The organism is Amycolatopsis sp. NPDC104819, assembly GCF_055583145.1.
Genome location: NZ_JBVJON010000007.1, coordinates 328,580 through 346,884 on the forward strand (window position 1 = coordinate 328,580; position 18,305 = coordinate 346,884).

The following is an 18,305-nucleotide window of genomic DNA, read 5'->3' on the forward strand; positions in this document are numbered from 1 at the left end:
CCCCTCAGGCGACCGGGAACGTCGTGCCGATGCCCATGCCGGTGATCCACTCCGGCACCGGCTCGTAGCTGGTCCAGACCAGTGGCGCGGCGACCGCGACCTGGCCGATCAGCCAGCAGCGCACCTCGTGGCCGCCCGTGCCCGCCGACTCCTCCAGGCCCTCGTGACCCAGTCGCGCCACCGCTTCCGGATCCCCTTCGGCGAGCCGGGTGAGGAACCAGTTGTCCCACTCGGTGTTCACCCGGGCTCCCGGATCGCCGGCCATCGCGCGGACCCGGGGTTCGCGCGCCGCCGCGAAGGCGTGGACGTCGGAACGGCCGTGGATCAGCGAGTCACGGCGGTCACCGACGACCTCGCGAGGGTCGTTCGACGGCAGCCAGTGCGACAGCCCGCCGCTCGCCACCACCAGGATCCGGCCGGGGAAGTCGGCCGACCGCAGGGCCGCACCGAGCGCCTGTCCTAACGCGACACACCGCCGCAGCGACGGCAACGGCGGCGCGGCGGTGTTCACGACCAGCGGCACCATCGGCAGCGAGATGCCACCGGTGACCATCTCGTAGCTCTGCACGATGCCGTGGTCGACGGTGAGCGAATAGGACAGCGACACGTCGAACCCGGCCTCGGTCAGTCCGTTGTGGACCGACCACGCCAGCGGGCCCGCCACCGGCAGCGGGCCTTCGGTGCTGCCGAAGTCCCCGAACCCCATGGCGTGCTCGACCCCCAGCACGAAGGGCGGCATCACGTCGTAGAAGTTGCCGTGGAAGTGGTCCGGGCCGATCACGACGACCGCGTCCGGCGCGAGCATCTCGACCGCACGCCGGACGCGGGCGGCGTCCGCGAGGAACTTCGCGCCCGGCCCACCCTCGGACGGCGGCGGCAGCAGTGTCGCGAAAGGACTGTGGGACATGCCGGCGAACCCGGCGATCCCGGCCATCAGGACGGGTCCTTTCCGGACACGAGCCAGGCGCGGTGGACGTCGAGGAACTCGGTGACCTTCTCCCACTGCGGCCAGTGCCCGGCGTCGTCGATCACGTGCAGCCGCGCGTCGGGCAGCCAGCCGAGCAGCAGCTCGGCCTCGTCGAGCCCGCCGGTCGGGTCGTGACTCGTCCACAGCAGCAACGTCGGCGCCTTCACCAGCGACACCCACGACGGGTCCCACGCGAAGTCCTTGCGCACCTCGGGGTCCTGCAGCACGAGCGTGTTGCCGATCGCGGTGACGAACCCCGGCCGGGAGTAGATGCGGCGACGCAGGTTGACCAGCTCGTCGGTGACCATCTCCTTGTGGTGAAACAGGAACTCGACCCGCCGGCGCACGGTCTCGTCGCTGGGGTCGAGCACCGCCGCCATCGTGCTGTCACGCATCCGCGCCATCACCTCGGGTTTGTTGGCGATGTTGCCCGGGGTGTTCAGCACGAGCCGGTCGACGCGGTCCGGGTGGTGCGCGGCGGTCCACGCGACCACCCAGCCGCCGAGCGACTCGCCGGACAGGTGCGCGCGGCCGATGCCGAGAACGTCCAAAAGGGACACCAGGTGCCCGGCGAGGACGTCGATCGTGTACGGCCGGTCCGGCAGGTCCGACCAGCCGTGCCCGACCATGTCGTACACCGTGACGCGGAAGTCGCGGGCGAGGCCGGCCAGGTCGCGGGCGTAGGCCTCGAGGTGCCCGCCGGTGCCGTGCAGCAGCACCAGGTCCGGGCCGGTGCCCGCCTGCAGCACGCGTGTGCGCACCGAACGGCCTTCCAACGGCACGTAGACGTAACGCAGGGTGTGCTCGAGCTCGCCCAGCTCCCCCCAGATGCCGACGTGGTCGGGGATCGGCGGGGCGCCGCGGTCGGTGGTCGTCACTGGTCCTCCCGGTGGTCGAAGCGGGCGCGGGCCTCGGCCATCGTCGCCAGGCCCGCGCTCTGGCGGCAGCCGAGACCGAACAGGCCCAGCAGCCGCGAGTTCTCGATGGTCAGGAACTCGACCGGGTGCTCGGCCGAGCCGTTGTGGTGCCGGTGCCAGGTCCACGGCGGGGTGTAGACGAACGACCCGGTCGTCCAGCGCACGGTTTCGTCCTCGATCTCGCTGTGGCCGTCGCCGGTCAGGACGAAGTGGACGGTCTCGTGGTGGTGGCGCTGCATGTCCGAGCTCTCCCCGGCCGGGATGACCTGGCGGAACAGTTCGAACGTCGTGGTCGGCAGCGTGCCGGCGACCCGCAGGGACGTCGGGTTCGGGACGGCGCCGGCGGGGATCTCGGCCAGCTCCTCGTCGTGCACGACCAGCGGCCGCGCGCCGCCGGGGCGGACGGTGTGGGCGATGCTGCCGAGGAAGTCGGTCATCGTGAAGCCGGGTCCGGTCGTGGTCATGGCACACCTTCCGTTCAGGCGGGACATTCCGTGCGGCCGCCGTCGACGGCCAGCACGGTTCCGTTGACATACCCTGCTTCGGCCGAGGCCAGGAACGCCACCGCGGCCGCGACCTCGCCGGGCGCCGCGGCCCGGCCGGCCGGGATCGCCGCGACGTCCTCGGCCATCGCGGTCGCGACGTCGACCCCCGCCGCGCCCGCCCGGCTGCGGACGATCTCCAGGCGCCGCGGGGTGAGCGTGGCGCCGACGGCGACGCAGTTGACCGTGACACCCCGGTCGGCGTACTCGAGGGCGGCCAGCTTCGCCGCCGACGTCGTCGCCGACCGCAGCACGGTCGACGCGGCGAGCCCCGGCTGCGGCTGCCGGACCGCCGTCGAGCTGATCACGACCACGCGGCCGAAGCCGCGCTCGGCCATGCCCGGCAGCGCGGCGCCCAGCAGCGCCAGCGGGCCGAGGACCAGCAGGTCGAGGTCGTGGTGCCACTGCTCGGCGGGGACGTCGAACACCCGGCCCGGCGCCGGGCCACCGGCGTTGGCCACGACGACGTCGAGCGAGCCGTACCGCTCGCGGACGCGGTTCACGGCGTCGGCCGCCGCGGCCGGGATGGCGAGGTCGCACACGAGGTGCCCGACCCCCGGGCCCAGCGCCGACGCGGTTTCCGCGAGGGTCTTCTCCGTCCGGCCGGCGAGCACCACGCGGTGCCCGCTCGCGAGCAGCGCGGTGGCGCAGGCCGAGCCGATGCCCCCGGCTCCGCCGCCGACGAGGGCGACGCGGGTCTGGTTGGTCTCCATGATGTGTCCTACATTCGGGCCATGACCTCCGGCGACCAAGGATGAGTCCCACTGCCCGGGACCCGGGTGACGACAACGCGGCGTCCGGCGCCCTCGAACGGGCCGCCGCGCTGCTGGACGCCTTCGACGCGACGCACCGCGAACTCCCCCTCGCCCGGCTCGTCGAACGCTCGGGGCTGCCCCGCTCGACCGTGCACCGCACGGCGGCCCGGATGATCGAGCTCGGCTGGCTGGACAAGCCCGGCGAGAAGTACCGGATCGGGCGACGCCTGTTCGAGCTGTCCGGCCTGGTCCCGGTGCGGCACGAGCTGCGTGAAGCGGTGCTGCCGTACCTGCAGGACCTCTACGCCGCGGCCAAGACGACGGTGCAGCTCGGCGTGCTCGAGGGCACGCGGGTGCTGGTCGTCGACAAGATCAGCGGACACCGCCAGCTGCCGATGCTCGACCAGGTCGGCGGGTTCGTCCCGGCGCACTGTTCGGGGCTCGGCCGGGCGATCCTGGCCTGGTCGGACGCCGAAACGGTCGGCGCGGTGGTCGCCGCCGGGCTCACCCGGCGCACCCCGCGCACGATCGGCACCGCCGAGGCGCTGGAGCGCGAGCTGGCCGTCGTGCACGAGCAGGGCTGGGCCTACGACCGCGAGGAGGGCATCACCGGCATCAGCTGCGTCGCGGCCCCGATCTTCGACTTCACCGGCAACGTGACGGCCGCGCTGTCGGTCACCGGGCCGAGTGCCGCGGTGGTGCCCGACCGGATCGGGCCGGCGGTGCGGATGGCGGCCGCGGCGGCCAGCCGCGCGTACTCGGCCCGGCGCTGGGCGTCACCGCGGCCGGACCTGCCGTCCCAGTGAACAGGACTCCCGGTTGGCCCGGCGGCGGGGACTGTTCCACGCTGTGGCGCACGCCGAGCCGGGCTCCCGGCAGGCTGCCGGACGAGGAGGACCAGGCATGCGCGTCGCGATCATCGGGGCCGGGCTCGCCGGGCTCACCACGGCCAAGGTGCTGCTGCAGGCCGGCCACGACGTCGAGGTCTTCGACAAGGCGCCGGACGTCGGCGGTGTGTGGAGCCGGACCCGCCGCTACCCCGGGCTGACCACGCAGAGCCCGAAGGCCCAGTACTCCTTTTCGGACTTCCCGATGCCCCGGGAGTTCCCGGAATGGCCCACGGGCGCCCAGATCCAGGAGTACCTCGCGGCGTACGCCGACGCGTACGGCGTCACCCCGCACCTGCGGCTGGGCGCCCCGGTCGAGTCGGTGGTCCCCGACGGCGCGCGCTGGGTGGTGACCACCGGCGCGCAGGGGGCGTCGGTGGTCGACCGGGTCGTCGTCGCGAACGGCGTCTTCTGCGAGCCCGCGGTGCCCGACTACCCCGGCCGCGCGGAGTTCGAAGCGGCGGGCGGGCGGCTGCTGGCCGGTTCGGAGTTCCACGACGTCGCCGAGGCGCGGGACAAGCACGTGCTGGTGGTCGGGTACGGGAAGTCCGCCTGCGACGTGACCGTCGCGATCAGCGCCGTCGCCGCGAGCACCGACGTGATCGCGCGGCAGCTGCTGTGGAAGGTGCCGCGCAAGATCGCCGGGGTGCTGAACTTCAAGATGCTGCTGCTGACGCGGATGGGCGAGGCGCTGTTCCGCTACCGGTGGCTGCGCGGGTTCGAGAAGTTCCTGCACGGCCCGGGAAACCGGCTGCGGCGCGCGATGCTGAACTCCATCGGGACGGTGTCGGTGCGGCAGTTCGGGCTGGCCCGCCACGACCTGGTGCCGCGCGGCCGGATGGAGGACATCGTCAAGAACGCGATCGGCCTGGCGACGGAGGGGTTCTTCGAAGGTGTCGCCGACGGCTCGATCCGCGTGCGCCGGGACCAGGTGATCACGCGGCTGTTCGCTTCCGACGGCCACCCGTGCGCGGAGCTGGCGGACGGCACGGTGCGGCCGGCCGACCTGGTCGTCTGCGCGACCGGGTTCACCCAGGGTGTCCCGTTCCTGGCGGAAGCGGTCCAAAAGGGACTGTTCGACGAGCGCGGGAACTTCCTGCTGTACCGGCAGATCCAGCCGCTGGCCGCGCCCGGTCTGTACTTCAACGGCTACAACTCGTCGTTCTTCAGCCCGCTCAACGCCGAGATGGCGGCGCTGTGGATCGCGGCCGACCTCGCGGGCGCGCTGACCCTGCCGGCCGAGGCGGCGCGGCGCGCGGACGTCGTCGCCCAGCTCGCCTTCCTCGACACCGCGACGGGCGCGCACCACTGCCGTGGCACGAAGATCATCCCGTTCTCCATCCACAACGTCGACGAGGTGCTCGGCGACCTCGGCGTCCAGATCGGCCGCTTCACCCGCTTCACGCACTGGCTGAACCCGGTCGCGCCCGCGGCGTACCGGGCGCTCACCCCCGCCGTGCTGACCCGGCTGGCGGAGACCCCCGAACCCGAAAAAGCCCCGCTCTGACTCGAGGAGGACCCCGATGAGCACCGCGACCGGCCACCACGTCAGCCACCCGGGCGACGGCACCAACCTGGGCGCGATCGGCCTGGGCATCCACGCCCGGCTGACCGGCGCCGACACGAACGGCGCGTACTCGCTGTTCGAATACGTCGTCCCGCCGGGCCTCGGCGGCCCGCCGACCCACATCCACAGCCGTGAGGACGAGCTGTTCACCTGCGTCCGGGGTCGGGTGGAGGTGGAGCTCGACGGCGTCCGGCACGTGCTCGGCGAAGGTGACTCGCTGCTCATGCCGCGCGGGGTGCCGCACGTGTTCCGCAACCCGTTCGACGAGGAGACGCGCATCATCGCGGTGGTTTCCCCGCCGGGGCTGGAGAACTACTACAAGGAGCTGTCCGAGCTGCCACCCGGGCGCGACATGGAGCTGGTGGCGGAAGTGATGACGCGGTACGGCTTGGCGCTGCAGAAGTGAACCACGAGCGCATGGTCCACGAGATGTGCGCGGCGGTCGACGCGGGCGACGCGACGGCGTTCGCCGCGTGGTTCACCGAAGACGCGACGTACGTGTTCGGCAACGGCGAGCCGTTGACCGGCCGCGCCGCGATCACGGCGGCGACGGCGGGCGCGGCGGGCGCGTTGCCGTGGGTCCGGCATGTGGTGGAGCAGGTCGCCGTGGTGGGTGACCAGCTGTTCTGCCGGTTCACGATCACCACGGCGGCTCCGGACGGCCGGACGTTGGCCCTGCCGTGCGTGACGGTGATGTGGCTGGACGGGGAGTTGGTGTCGGAGTACCGGGTCCATATGGACCTCACGCCGGCGTTGGCTCGGGAGGCTTACTCGCGGTAGGGCGCGGCTGGGCGGCCGAGCGCCGGGCCCAAGCGTCGCGAATGACCCATTGGGGACGCCAGACGTCCCCAATGACCCATTCGCGACAGCGGACCCGGGCCTGGGCCTTGCCCGCCTCGGGAGGCGAGCCCCTGCCCGAACCCGAGGGGCCACCTACGGCCCCGAACCCGGGAGGCGACCCCAGCCCCCAGTCCCCAGTCCCAGCCTCCAGCGGCGGCGGCTTCCCTGCGCGGCGGCGGTGCCAGATGCCACGCTTCGCCTCAGACCGGGCGCGGCTGGGCGACCAAGCGCCGGGACCGAACGTCGCGGAACCCGGCCCCGCTGTGCGGTCTGCACGTCGCCCGAGTCACCCGGTGGGGACTTTCCCCATAGCCAGACCTCGCACGCCGCCCTAGCGTGGGAGGCCGGTGACGAGGAGGTTCCCGCGGATGGTGATCGACGACCTGGCCGCCGCGCTGCCGGCTGACCGGCTGGTGCGGGATCCGGACGTTCTGCCCGGCTTCGCCCACGACGAAGCCGAATGGGCGCCCTACGCACTGCCCGCCGTGGTCGTCCGGCCGCACACGGCCGAAGAGGTCCAAACCGTCGTCAAAGCCTGCATCCGCCACCGGACCCCGCTCGTCACCCGCGGGGCCGGCACCGGGCTCTCCGGCGGGGCCAACGCCGGAGACGGCTGCGTGGTCCTGGTCACCGACCGGCTCACCACCATCAAGGAGATCAACACCCACGAGCGGTACGCCGTGGTCGAGCCCGGCGTGGTCAATGACGACCTGCGGGCCGCCTGCGCCGAACGTGGCCTCTGGTACCCGCCGGATCCGGCCAGCTCGCCGTGGTCGACGCTCGGCGGGAACGTCGCCACCAACGCCGGCGGGATCTGCTGCGTCAAGTACGGCGTCACCCGGGACTACGTCCTGGGCCTGCAGGTCGTCACCGGCACCGGGGAGCTCGTCCGGCTCGGCCGCCGCACCGCGAAAGGCGTTGCCGGGTACGACCTGACCGGGCTGATGGTCGGGTCCGAAGGCACGCTCGGGGTCGTCACCGAGGTCACCGTGCGGCTGCGGCCCGCCCGCGCCGCGGAACGGACCGTCGCCGGGTACTTCGACACGACCGTCGACGCCGGGCGGGCGGCCGCCGCCATCGCCGCCCGGGGGGTGCTGCCATCGGCGCTCGAGCTGGTCGATCGGCACTGCCTCGCCGCCGTGGACCAGTGGAAGAACATGGGCCTGAGCGCCGATGCCAACGTCGTGCTCCTCGCCCGCACCGACGCCCCCGGCGCGCTCGGCGAGCACGAAGCCGCCGAGATCCTCGACTGCTTCGAGGGGGCCGGCGCGACCTGGGCCGCCCGGTCGACCGACCAGGCCGAGGCCGACGCGCTGTTCGCCGCCCGCCGGCTGGCCTACCCCGCGCTGGAACGCCTCGGCCCGGTGCTCACCGAGGACGTCTGCGTCCCGACGCAGGCCGTGCCCGAGATGCTCGCCCGCATCGACGCCGCCGCACAGCGCCACGGGGTCCTCATCGCCAACGTCGCCCACATCGGGGACGGCAACCTGCACCCGCTGCTTGTCACGCCCGCCGGCGACGAGACCGCGAAGAAAAACGCCCAGGCCGCGTTCGACGACATCATCACCGGCGCCCTCGACCTCGGCGGCACCGTCACCGGCGAGCACGGCGTCGGCCTGCTCAAGCAGCCCGGCCTCGCGCGCGAGCTCGGGCCCGGCGTCCTGGCCCTGCACCACGCCGTCAAGAACGCCCTCGACCCGCACCACATCCTCAACCCCGGCAAGGTCTTCCCCGAAGGGACACCCGCATGATCGTCCGCACCACCGCCGGCGAAGTCCGCGGCACGCCGACCGCCACCGGTGTCCGGTTCCGCGGCATCCCCTACGCCGCCGCGCCGGAAGGCGAGCTGCGGTTCGCGCCGCCCGTCCCGGCGCCGGCTTGGGACGGCGTCCGCGACACCACCGAAGCCGGCCCGAGGGCGCCGCAGCGCCACCGCGAGATCCCGGGCCTCGACCTCTCGCCGCTGGTCGGCCGCCCCGGGCCGGCGGGCCCGGACTACCTGACGGTCGACGTCTGGACGCCGGACCCGGGCGCGAAAGGCCTGCCGGTGCTGGTGTTCGTGCACGGCGGCGCGTTCATCGGCGGCACCGGGTCCGCCGACGTCTACGACGGCACGGCGTTCACCCGCGCCGGCGCGGTGCTGGTGACCCTGCAGTACCGCCTCGGGATCGACGGGTTCCTCCCGCTCGACGGCGAAACGACCAACCTCGGCCTCCGCGACCAGCTCGCCGCACTGCGCTGGGTCCAGGACACCATCACGGCGTTCGGCGGCGACCCCGGCAACGTGACCCTGTTCGGCGAGTCCGCGGGCGCGATCAGCGTAGCCTGCCTGCTCGGTTCCCCGCTCTCGGCGGGACTCTTCCGTCGCGCTATTGTCCAAAGTGGACACGCAAACATGGTGCGCGGGCGCGGAGAACTGGAGCGGCTGACCAAAGTCGTCGCCGACGGCCTGGGCGTCGAGCCCACCGCCGCCGCCTTCCGGACGCTGACGACCGAGCAGCTGCTCACCGCGCAGGACGCGGTCCTGCAGCCCGGCAAGGGCCCGGACCTGCGGGACGAGAACGGCCTCGACCGCAGTTACGGCCTCAGCCCGTTCCTCCCGCTGGTCGGCGACGACGTCCTCCCGCGGCACCCGGGCGAAGCGATCCGCGACGGCGCGAGTGCCGACGTCGACCTGATCGCGGGGACGTGCCGCGAAGAGATGCTGCTGTATTTCGGCCCGACCGGGCTGGCGGACGTGCTGACCGACGAGCAGGCGGTTGCGATGCTGTCGGCGTCGCACCCGGACGCCGCCGGCGCGCTCAAGCGCTACGGCCTGGGTGAGGGCCGCAAGGCGGGTGAGGTGTTCGTCGAGGCGATGACGGACCTCGTGTTCCGCGACGGCGTCAAAGAGCTCGTCGAGAATCACCAGGGCCGGTCGTACCGGTACGAGTTCGAGTGGCGTGCCCCGGTGTTCGGCGCGTGCCACGGCATGGAGCTGCCGTTCGTGTTCGACGCGCTCGACGCGGCTCGCAGCCTGGTCGGCGACCACGCCCCGGCCGAGCTGGCCCGCGAGCTCAACGCCGCGTGGTACTCCTTCGCCGCCACCGGCGACCCGGGCTGGGCCGAAGGAGCCACGGCACGCCTGGGCTGATGGACACCCACGGGCTGCGCGAGCTCTACGACCTCGTGCTGCGGCTGTCGGCGGTGCACGACCTCGACGCGCTGGTGCAGGAGGTCGTCGACCACGCGCGGCGGCTGCTCGGGGTCGACGTCGCCTACCTGGCGCTGGCGGAACCGGACGGCTCGCTCGTCATCCGCGTCACCGACGGCTCGCTGGGCCCGCGGCTGCGCGGGGTCGTGCTGCCGCCGCACAGCGGGCTGGCCGGGCGCGTGGCCGGCACCGGCGAGCCGGTGCAGAGCGCCGACTACCTCGGGGACAGCGGGCTCACGCACCTCGGCGCCGTCGACCGCGTCGCCGAGGACGAGGGCCTGCGCACGATCCTCGGGGTGCCGTTGCGGTTGCGCGGCAAGGTGGCCGGGGTGCTGATGGTCTCGCAGCGGGACGTCCGCCGGTTCACCGCGGCGGAGTCGTCGCTGCTGACCTCGCTCGGTTCGTTCGCCGCGATCGCCATCGAGAACGCGAAGCTGGTCACCGCGCTCGCGGCGGCGAACAACCGGCTGGAACGCGCCGTGCGGTTGCACGACGAGCTTTCGGAGGTGGCCGTTCCCGAAGACGTGGTCGTCCCGCTGTCGAAGCTGGTGCCCGGTCTGGTGCTCGTCGCCGACGAACACGACGAAGTCCGTGCTGCCGCCCGCAACGGCGTCCCGATCGACGCGGTGCTCGAGGGCAAACCCTCGGCGTGGTTCGCGGACCCGGCCGCGCGGCGCACCGAAGTCGGCGAGCGGACGGTGACCGTCCCGGTCGCGTCGGCGAACGCGTATTTCGGGGCGCTGCAAGTGGTTCCGGCCGAGCCGCTCGACGACGCGGACGTCCGGCTGCTGGAACGCTCGGCCCTGACCGTGGCATTGGTGGCGTCCGTCGAGCGCGCGGTGGCGGACGCCGAGCGCCGGACGGCGGCGGACCTGCTGGAGCAGCTGGTCACCCGGCGGGTGCGCGACGAGCCGGCGTTCGCCCGCCGCGCGCGTGCGCTCGGCCTGGACCTGCGCCGCCCGCACCTCGCCGTGGTGACGCCGAACCTCGAAGCCCTGCCACGGTTGCGGGACTTCGCCGCGCGCCACGGCGGTCTCGCGGCCGCGGTGGACGACCGGTTGGTCGCGCTGGTCCGCACCGACGAAACTCCGGCTCGCGCACTGAAGCTGGGCACCACCGGCTTGGCCGGGCCGGCGACCGGAGCCGCCGCGCTGGCCGACGCGTACGACGACGCCGCGGCGTGCGTCCGGGCGCTGGAAGCCTTGGGCCGCACCGGTTCCACGGCGTCACCCGCGGACCTCGGCCCGTACCGCTACCTGCTCGGCCGGGCCGGGCGCGCGGACGCGAGCACGTTCGTCACCCGCACGCTCGCGCCGCTGCTGGCCCACGACGAGGAACGCGGCACGGACCTCGTCCGCACCGCGGAGGTGTTCCTGCGCTGCGGCCGCCGCAAGGCCACGGCGGCCGACGAGCTGACGATCCATCCGAACACGCTCTACCAGCGCCTGGACCGGATCACCGCCCTGCTGGGCGACGACTGGCAGGACGGCGACCGGGCCCTGGACGTCCAGCTGGCCCTGCGCATCCACCGCCTGGCGGAAGAACTGTCCCAAGAGGACTAGCGACGGTTGCCGTTCTTGTCGCGGCGGCGCTCCTTCTCCAGGTCCTTGTCCCGGTTGTGGCGCTCGCGGTCGATGCCCTTCTTGCCGCCCAGCATGCCGGCGACCTTCGAGAACAAGCCCATTATCCGTTTCCTCCCAGTTGTGGATCTTCGATTTCAGGGTACCAAACGTTCACGCTCAGTGCCTGGTCCGATACAGGCGCATAGTGGCCGGCGCGAACACCCCGACCAGTCCCGCGCACCACAGCAGCACCAAGCCGGTCTGCCCGGACGTGAGCGTGCCGTCCATCGCCGCCCGGACCGCGGTGGTCAGGTGGGTGATCGGGTTGAGGCCCACCACCGACGCCAGCCAGCCCGGCATCGTCTTCGGGTCGACGAAGATGTTGCTGGCGAAGGTGAGCGGGAGCATTACGAACATGCTCAGCGACGTCACCGCCTGCGGGGTGCGCAGCAGCAGGCCGAGCGTCGTCCACAGCCAGCCGAGGCTGAACGAGAACACCAGCACCAGCGCGACCCCGGCGAGCACCCCGCCGAACCCGCCCGCCGGCCGGAACCCGAGGACCAGGCTCAGCACCAGGACGATCACGCAGCCGAGCAGGTACCGCGCGCCGTCGCCGAGGAGCGCGCCGACCAGCGCGGACGGCCGCCAGATCGACAGCGAGCGGAAGCGGTCGAACACCCCGGACACGCGGTCGGCGTTGAGCGCGCTGCCGGTGGTCATCGTGATCATCACGATCGTCTGCACCAGGATCCCCGGTTGCAGGTACTGCAGGTAGTTCCCGGTCGAACCGGCGATCGCGCCGCCGAAGAGGTAGGTGAACATCAACGTCAGCATGATCGGGAACGCCGTCACGTCGATCAGCTGCTCGGGCAGGTGCTTGAGCTTGAGCAGCGTCCGCCGGCCGAACACCAGCGACGTCGTGAGCGGCCCCGGCCGCGGCGGCCGGGGGCGCGAGGTGAGCACCCCGCGCAGGTGCGCCAGTGCGAGCTCCCCCGCCGGCGGGGCCTGGACCTGCGTCATGTCAGCACGCCTTTCTCCGCGTCCGCGACCGGCTTGCCGGTCAGGGTCAGGAAGACCTCGTCGAGGCTCGGGTGGGTGAGGCCGAAGTCGGCGATGCCGATGCCCGCGCGGGACAGCCCGCTCAGGGCGGCGGACGCCTGTTCGGCCGGCCGGTCGGTGACCTGCGCGGTCAGCGTTCCCGGCTCCGCGCCGGAGTGCACCGGGACCCGCAGCTCGCCGGCGAGCACCCCGTGGGCCCGTTCGCGGTCGGCCGGGTCGGTGAGCCGCAGGCGCAGCGCGGCCGAGCCGACCGACGCCTTCAGCTCCCCCGACGTCCCCTCCGCGATGACACGGCCGTGGTCGATCACCGCGATGCGGTCGGCGAGCTGGTCGGCCTCGTCGAGGTACTGCGTGGTCAGCAGCACCGTGGTGCCCGCGGCGACCAGCGCGCGGACGATGTTCCAGACCTGGTTGCGGCTGCGGGGGTCGAGCCCGGTCGTGGGCTCGTCGAGGAACATCAGGTCCGGCGCGACCACCAGCCCGGCGGCGATGTCGGCGCGTCGCCGCATGCCGCCGGAGTACGTCTTCACCGGGCGTGCCGCGGCTTCGGTCAGCTCGAAGACCTCGAGGAGCTCGTCCGCGCGTTCCTGCGCCTCACGGCCGCGGAACCCGAAGAGCCGGCCGAGCAGCACGAGGTTCTCGCGCCCGGTCAGGTCCTGGTCGAGCGAGGCGAACTGCCCGGTGAGGCTGATCCGCCCGCGCACCTGGTCGGCCTCGGTCACGACGTCGTGGCCGAGCACCCGCGCGGCGCCGCCGTCCGGGGGCAGCAGCGTGGACAGCATCCGGACGGTGGTGGTCTTGCCGGCGCCGTTCGGGCCGAGGATCGCGTAGACCCCGCCGGTGCGGACCCGCAGGTCCACCCCGTCCACCGCGCGGGACTTCCCGAACGTCTTGGTCAGCCCCGCCGCCTCGATGGCGAACTCGCCGCTCATCGCGCCTGCGCCACCACGTGCTCGAGGTGCTCGACCACTCCGTCGACCCCCGGCAGCGCGAGCATCTCCCGGTGCGCGCGGCGCACCTCGGCCCGCACGCCGTCGTCGGCGAGCAGCGCCGTCACCGTCTCGGCGATCGCGGCGCCGCTCTCCTCGGGCACCTTCCGGCCCAGGCCCATCTTCTCGGCCTGCGTGGCGTGGTACTCCTGGTCGCCCATCAGCGGCAGCCCGGCCATCGGGACGCCGGCGCCGACCGCCTCGCGGGTGCTGTTGTACCCGCAGTGGGTCAGGAACGCCTGCGCGCACTGCAGCAGCAGCGGCTGCGGGATCCAGTCGTAGAGGTGGACGTTGTCCCCCACCGGGACCTCGACGGGGTAGCCCCCGGTCGCGACCACGGCGTGGCAGTCCACTTCGGACAGTCCGCTCACGATGGCGGCGAGCGGCGTCGCGGCCTCCGGCGAGTGCTCGTCGGCCGCCACCCCCTGTTCGCGGATCGTCTTCACCATGCCGAGGGTGGTGCCGATCGACGCGATCACCAGGGGCTTGTCCCCGGAGAGCGCGGCGACCTCCGCGGGGAGACGCAGGTTGCGCTTGACGTCCAGCGGCTGCCGGTAGGCGAACGCCTGCGGCGGCGCGTAGTTGGCGAAGGAGTACTCGTGCGGCATGCAGTCGATGCGGCCGTTGCGGTAGATCGCGTTGCGGTCGTCGCTCTCCGGCAGGCCGACCTCACGGCGGCGCTCGTTCAGCAGCGGCAGCAGGCCGTCCGGGTCGAGGGTGTTGCCCGCGCCCGACGGCACGGACAGCAGCGGCACGTCCAGCGCTTCGGCGACCAGGCAGCCCGACAGCTCGGAGCCGTCGCGCAGGACGAGGTCCGGCGCGAAGTCCTTGGCGAGCGGGAAGGTCTTCTCGAAGGCGCTCGTGACGTGCTTCTCCCCGGCGAACGAGATCATGTCCAGCCGCTCGTCGGGCACCCCGCCGTTGTGCTTCGCGGAGTACTCGCGGATGTTCATGATGAGCTCGCCGAGGTCGGGCATGGTGACCCGGACGTCCACCGGCTCGCCGTCGTAGGTCGGCACCAGGTAGCCGGAGGTGGCCACGAGGATCTCGTGCCCCGCCTCCGCCAGGCCCCTGGCGATCGGGAGCATCGCCCTGGCGTGCGAGGGCGAGCCGGTCACAGTGCACAGAACTCGCACGGTCGACACCTTCCATTGTGGACGCGGGAAGCAGCTTTGCCTGCGACAGTAGGTCTGCCGCGGGCCTCCGCGACACCCTTACCCACCCCTAGACGGCGGCGCGTTCCCGCAGCTGGAGACGCAGGAGCCCGACGATCTCGGGCAGGTGGTGGTCGAGGTAGAAGTGCCCGCCGCGGAAGGTGTGCAGCGTGAACGCGCCGCGCGTGTGCCCTTCCCAGGCGGCGATCTCCGCGGCGGTCACGCGCGGGTCCTCGGAGCCGGTCAGCGCGGTGATCGGGACGTCGACCGCCGCACCGGGCGTGGGCTCGTACGTCTCGACCGCGCGGTAGTCGTTGCGGATCGCCGGCAGCACCATCCGCAGCAGCTCGTCGTCGCCGAACAGGGCGGCGTCGGTGCCGGCCAGCGCCCGGACCTCGCGGATGAGCTGGTCGTCGCCGAGCAGGTGGGACGTGCCGCCGCGGTGCGCCGACGGGGCCGCGCGGCCGGACACGACGAGCCCGGTCACCGCGGACCGCAGCCGCAGCGCGACTTCGAACGCGACGGTGGCGCCCATGCTGTGTCCCAGCAGGGTCAGCGGCCGGTCGTCGGCGCCGGCCAGCACCGCGGCGATCTTCTCGGCCAGCTCGGCGATGCTCGCCGCGAACGGCTCGGCCCGCCGGTCCTGGCGGCCGGGGTACTGCACGGCGACCACCTCGGCCGGGCCGTCCGGGCCGGCCGCGGCGAACGCCTTCGCCACCCGGTAGAAGTAACTGGCCGAGCCGCCGGCGTGCGGGAAGCACACCAGCCGGTGCCCGGGCCCGGGCCGGCGGTGGAAACTCCGGATCCAGCTGCTCTCGTGCACGGCACTCCCCTTCTCGCAGTGGCCTACCCGGGCAGATTCCCAGGATGCGCGGACCGCGGACAACCCCTATCAAAACCCCCGTAACCCCTGTTCAGGGCCATTCACGAATAGGAGCCGCCCACCTTGACACGCCGTTCTCCCGCCCGGCATCCTCGAGAGACGCAGAACACATTTACTGCATTCTTTTCACCGCGAAAACCCAACCGACGGAGGACGAACCATGTCGAAAATCACGGTCACGCTTTCCGGTGGTCCCGCCGAGCTCATCGAGCGCCACCGCGAGTGGACGGTCGGCAACCTCGGCGACGTCGCCAAGGTCAGCTACGGCGCCGGCTACGAGCACTTCACCCACGAGGGGGAGTTCGTCACGACCAGCGGCGGCGCCCAGGTCCCGGTGTTCGCCTGGTGCGGCCGCACGCGCGTCGCCGAGTGATCGGCTAGGGGTGACCAGGGGTATCCGCGCGGCCCGGCCCGCGAATACCTTCGGAACGGGCACGATGTATCCGTCCATGGTCATCGCCATTCTCACTTTCAGCGCCAGGATTCGTGCTCGGCCTCCGAATTCGAGCCGGCCCGCAGAAAGGCACGATCGCTCATGACTACCTTTCCCCTCGAGCGTCCGCGGGAGAACGGGACGCTTTCCGGACCGCTCACGATGTTCGGGCCGGACTTCCCGTTCGCCTACGACGACTGGATCGGCCACCCCGGTGGCCTCGGCACGCTGCCCGCGGCCGTCCACGGCACCGAGGTGGCCGTGGTCGGCGGCGGGGTCGCGGGTCTCGTCGCCGCGCACGAGCTCCTCCGGCTGGGCCTGCGCCCGGTCGTCTACGAGGCGGAGCAGCAGCTCGGCGGCCGGATGCGCTCGGCGGCCTTCGACGGCCACCCGGACTCGGTCGCCGAGCTCGGCGCCATGCGGTTCCCCGTGTCGGCCACCGCGCTCTACCACTACATCACCGAAGCGGGCCTGGACACGAAGGCGTTCCCGAACCCGCTCGACCCGGCCACGCCGAGCACGGTGATCGACCTGGAGGGCCGCACCACCTGGGCGCGCACCGCCGCCGACCTGCCGTCGGTCTACCAGCAGGTGTCCGACGCCTGGGACAAGGCACTGCAGGAGAACGCCGAGCGCTCGGCGATCGAGGACGCCATCCGCCGCCGCGACGTCGGCAGCATCAAGGCGATCTGGAACAACCTCGTCTCGCGGCTCGACGACCAGTCGTTCTACGAGTTCATCGCGAACTCGACGTCGTTCTCCTCCTTCCGCCACCGCGAGATCTTCGGCCAGGTCGGGTTTGGCACCGGCGGCTGGGACACCGACTTCCCGAACTCGATCCTGGAGATCCTGCGGGTCGTGTTCAGCGGCGCCGACGACGAGCAGCGCAGCATCGTCGGCGGCTGCCAGCAGCTGCCGGAGCGGCTCTGGACGCACCGCCACCACGGCGCCGCCCACTGGCCGGACGGCACGTCGCTGGCCGACCTGCACGGCGGGCAGCCCCGGCCCGGGGTGGCGCGCATCGAGCGGGCCGGCGACCTGATCACCGTGCGGGACAGCTGCGGGGACGCGCGGACGTACCCCGCGGTGGTCTTCACCCCGCACGTGCGGCTGCTGACGACCCGGATCCGCACCGACGAGAGCCTGCTGTCGCGTCCACTGTGGACAGCGGTGGAGCGCACGCACTACATGGGCTCGTCCAAGGTCTTCGTGCTCACCGACCGGCCGTTCTGGCGCGACCTCGACCCGGGCACCGGCCGCGACACACTGAGCATGACGCTCACCGACCGCGGGCCGCGCAGCGTCTACCTGATGGACGACGGCCCGGACCGCCCCGGCGTGATGTGCCTGTCCTACACCTGGAACGACGACTCGGCGAAGCTGGCCACACTGGACGACGGCGAGCGGATGGACAGCATCCTGGCCACGCTGGAACGCATCTACCCCGGCGTCGACATCCGCGCGCGCCTGGCCGGCCCGCCGATCACCGTCACGTGGGAGAACGAGCCGAACTTCAACGGCGCGTTCAAGGCGAACCTGCCGGGCCACTACCGCTACCAACGGCGGTTGTACACCCATTTCATGCAGCAGGAGATGCCGCCGGGACAGCGGGGTTTCTTTCTCGCCGGAGATGACATATCGTGGACCGGCGGTTTCGCGGAAGGCGCCGTCACAACGGCGCTGAATGCGGTCTGGGGCGTACTGAACCACCTCGGCGGCACCACGGTTCCGGGCAATCCGGGACCGGGTGACCTCTTTTCCGAACTGGCCCCGGTGGACCTCCCGATGGACTGAGCACGCCACCCCGGAGCAGGCGCTACTCCCCCGGCGCCGGACTCGGGGCCCATGACAGCAGCCGGGCACGCGAACTGCGTGCCCGGCTGCTGTTTATGCAGCTCAAGGCCGGTTTTTCGGCCCCGATCCCCCGCACGACGGGGGCCGGCTCCCCCCACGCCTGCCGCCGGACCTCCACCCGGATCTCCACCGTGCGGAGGTCCTGCTCCACCCGGGTGGAGCAGTAGTGTCCAACGTGTCGGAAGCAGTCGGAACCGGCGGAGGAAAGCATCCGGAAACGGGTGCGGGAACAGACTCACACGGAGGAAATCTGCCATGGGTGAAGTTATCGGTTTCATGCTTCTCCGTTTCGCCATGATCGGCGGCGGAATCATCCTGCTCCTGCTGCTCATCGGCGTTGTCGTGTTCGCGCTGAAGAAGACCGGCCGGTTCGACCAGGCGAAGTCGATGGTGGAGCCGGTCGTGCGCAACAAGCTGAGCAAGAGCCAGGGGTACAAGGGCGCGCTCGGCACCAAGGCACTCGACTACCTGAGCGAGCGCGAAAAGCAGGGCAACGTCAAGCACAAGGAAATCGACTGACCCAGCCGTCGAACGGCTGACGGGGAGGAACCACCATGGACACCACCACCGTCCTCGCGGACACCAGCATGAGCGACGTCATGGACCTCATGTTCGAGCGGTACCTGATCATCGGCGGCGTCGCGTTGCTCGCGATCCTGCTCCTGGGCGTCATCGTCCTGATGTTCAAGAAGAAGAGCTAAGG

Annotated in this window: 20 protein-coding genes; 11 read left to right on the forward strand and 9 right to left on the reverse strand. The window is 72.1% G+C overall.

Translation table 11 applies throughout. The annotated features are described in order from the left end of the window. Positions 1-4 precede the first annotated feature (4 nt). The 4 genes from ACZ63E_RS24105 to ACZ63E_RS24120 are packed head-to-tail and all read right to left on the reverse strand — an operon-like array spanning position 5 to position 3,139. Entirely contained in the window at positions 5-934 is a 930-nt protein-coding gene (locus ACZ63E_RS24105) for a DODA-type extradiol aromatic ring-opening family dioxygenase (RefSeq protein WP_465338365.1), read from the reverse strand. Beyond that, complete coding sequence (locus ACZ63E_RS24110; protein WP_465338366.1) at positions 934-1,845, reverse strand: alpha/beta fold hydrolase; 912 nt, start codon at positions 1,843-1,845, stop codon at positions 934-936. Before ACZ63E_RS24110 ends, ACZ63E_RS24105 begins: the two co-directional genes overlap by 1 nt. Further along, complete coding sequence (locus tag ACZ63E_RS24115; protein ID WP_465338367.1) at positions 1,842-2,348, reverse strand: cupin domain-containing protein; 507 nt, start codon at positions 2,346-2,348, stop codon at positions 1,842-1,844. The genes ACZ63E_RS24110 and ACZ63E_RS24115 overlap by 4 nt, the downstream gene beginning before the upstream one ends. A gap of 14 nt (positions 2,349-2,362) precedes the next feature. Beyond that, positions 2,363-3,139 carry an SDR family oxidoreductase gene (locus ACZ63E_RS24120; protein ID WP_465338368.1) on the reverse strand — a complete coding sequence of 259 codons (777 nt, stop codon included), beginning with the start codon at positions 3,137-3,139 and terminating at the stop codon, positions 2,363-2,365. A 41-nt stretch (positions 3,140-3,180) separates the two neighbouring features. On the opposite strand from ACZ63E_RS24120, the gene ACZ63E_RS24125 reads away from it, so the two are divergent. The 7 genes from ACZ63E_RS24125 (at position 3,181) to ACZ63E_RS24155 (ending at position 11,230) form a co-directional block, all read left to right on the forward strand. Continuing rightward, on the forward strand, positions 3,181-3,987 hold the full coding sequence (locus ACZ63E_RS24125) for an IclR family transcriptional regulator (RefSeq protein WP_465338369.1): 807 nt from the start codon (positions 3,181-3,183) through the stop codon (positions 3,985-3,987). A 97-nt stretch (positions 3,988-4,084) separates the two neighbouring features. Beyond that, the gene (locus tag ACZ63E_RS24130; protein ID WP_465338370.1) at positions 4,085-5,575 is read left to right on the forward strand and encodes a flavin-containing monooxygenase; all 1,491 of its coding nucleotides are present in this window, start codon (positions 4,085-4,087) and stop codon (positions 5,573-5,575) included. A 16-nt stretch (positions 5,576-5,591) separates the two neighbouring features. Further along, positions 5,592-6,041 (forward strand): cupin domain-containing protein, encoded by a 450-nt coding sequence (locus ACZ63E_RS24135; protein WP_465338371.1) that lies wholly within the window; start codon positions 5,592-5,594, stop codon positions 6,039-6,041. Next, a complete protein-coding gene (locus tag ACZ63E_RS24140; RefSeq protein WP_465338372.1) occupies positions 6,038-6,415 on the forward strand; it encodes a nuclear transport factor 2 family protein in 378 nt (125 codons plus the stop codon). Before ACZ63E_RS24135 ends, ACZ63E_RS24140 begins: the two co-directional genes overlap by 4 nt. Before the next feature lie 428 nt (positions 6,416-6,843). Beyond that, on the forward strand, positions 6,844-8,226 hold the full coding sequence (locus ACZ63E_RS24145; protein WP_465338373.1) for an FAD-binding oxidoreductase: 1,383 nt from the start codon (positions 6,844-6,846) through the stop codon (positions 8,224-8,226). Continuing rightward, positions 8,223-9,608, forward strand: a complete 1,386-nt coding sequence (locus ACZ63E_RS24150; RefSeq protein ID WP_465338374.1) for a carboxylesterase/lipase family protein — start codon at positions 8,223-8,225, stop codon at positions 9,606-9,608. Before ACZ63E_RS24145 ends, ACZ63E_RS24150 begins: the two co-directional genes overlap by 4 nt. Continuing rightward, entirely contained in the window at positions 9,608-11,230 is a 1,623-nt protein-coding gene (locus ACZ63E_RS24155; RefSeq protein ID WP_465338375.1) for a helix-turn-helix domain-containing protein, read from the forward strand. Before ACZ63E_RS24150 ends, ACZ63E_RS24155 begins: the two co-directional genes overlap by 1 nt. Here ACZ63E_RS24155 and ACZ63E_RS24160 read toward each other — a convergent pair. From ACZ63E_RS24160 to ACZ63E_RS24180, 5 genes are all read right to left on the reverse strand, one after another. Then, positions 11,227-11,352: a hypothetical protein gene (locus ACZ63E_RS24160; protein ID WP_465311523.1), complete on the reverse strand. Its 126-nt coding sequence runs from the start codon at positions 11,350-11,352 to the stop codon at positions 11,227-11,229. The genes ACZ63E_RS24155 and ACZ63E_RS24160 overlap by 4 nt on opposite strands. Positions 11,353-11,407: 55 nt before the next feature. Next, the gene (locus tag ACZ63E_RS24165; RefSeq protein ID WP_465338376.1) at positions 11,408-12,250 is read right to left on the reverse strand and encodes an ABC transporter permease; all 843 of its coding nucleotides are present in this window, start codon (positions 12,248-12,250) and stop codon (positions 11,408-11,410) included. After that, positions 12,247-13,221 carry an ATP-binding cassette domain-containing protein gene (locus ACZ63E_RS24170; RefSeq protein ID WP_465338377.1) on the reverse strand — a complete coding sequence of 325 codons (975 nt, stop codon included), beginning with the start codon at positions 13,219-13,221 and terminating at the stop codon, positions 12,247-12,249. Before ACZ63E_RS24170 ends, ACZ63E_RS24165 begins: the two co-directional genes overlap by 4 nt. Then, a complete protein-coding gene (locus ACZ63E_RS24175; protein ID WP_465338378.1) occupies positions 13,218-14,414 on the reverse strand; it encodes a glycosyltransferase in 1,197 nt (398 codons plus the stop codon). The genes ACZ63E_RS24170 and ACZ63E_RS24175 overlap by 4 nt, the downstream gene beginning before the upstream one ends. Before the next feature lie 88 nt (positions 14,415-14,502). Then, on the reverse strand, positions 14,503-15,255 hold the full coding sequence (locus tag ACZ63E_RS24180; protein WP_465338379.1) for a thioesterase II family protein: 753 nt from the start codon (positions 15,253-15,255) through the stop codon (positions 14,503-14,505). Positions 15,256-15,475: 220 nt separating this feature from the next. On the opposite strand from ACZ63E_RS24180, the gene ACZ63E_RS24185 reads away from it, so the two are divergent. The 4 genes from ACZ63E_RS24185 to ACZ63E_RS24200 all read left to right on the forward strand — a co-directional run bounded on the left by ACZ63E_RS24185 (position 15,476) and on the right by ACZ63E_RS24200 (position 18,303). Then, positions 15,476-15,688, forward strand: a complete 213-nt coding sequence (locus ACZ63E_RS24185) for a DUF5988 family protein (protein ID WP_465338380.1) — start codon at positions 15,476-15,478, stop codon at positions 15,686-15,688. Between the two features lie 162 nt (positions 15,689-15,850). Continuing rightward, positions 15,851-17,542 carry a flavin monoamine oxidase family protein gene (locus tag ACZ63E_RS24190; protein WP_465338381.1) on the forward strand — a complete coding sequence of 564 codons (1,692 nt, stop codon included), beginning with the start codon at positions 15,851-15,853 and terminating at the stop codon, positions 17,540-17,542. A 336-nt stretch (positions 17,543-17,878) separates the two neighbouring features. Further along, positions 17,879-18,121, forward strand: a complete 243-nt coding sequence (locus ACZ63E_RS24195) for a hypothetical protein (RefSeq protein ID WP_465311530.1) — start codon at positions 17,879-17,881, stop codon at positions 18,119-18,121. A 35-nt stretch (positions 18,122-18,156) separates the two neighbouring features. After that, positions 18,157-18,303, forward strand: a complete 147-nt coding sequence (locus tag ACZ63E_RS24200; protein ID WP_465311531.1) for a GGIII-like transmembrane region-containing protein — start codon at positions 18,157-18,159, stop codon at positions 18,301-18,303. The last annotated feature ends 2 nt before the right edge of the window (positions 18,304-18,305 follow it).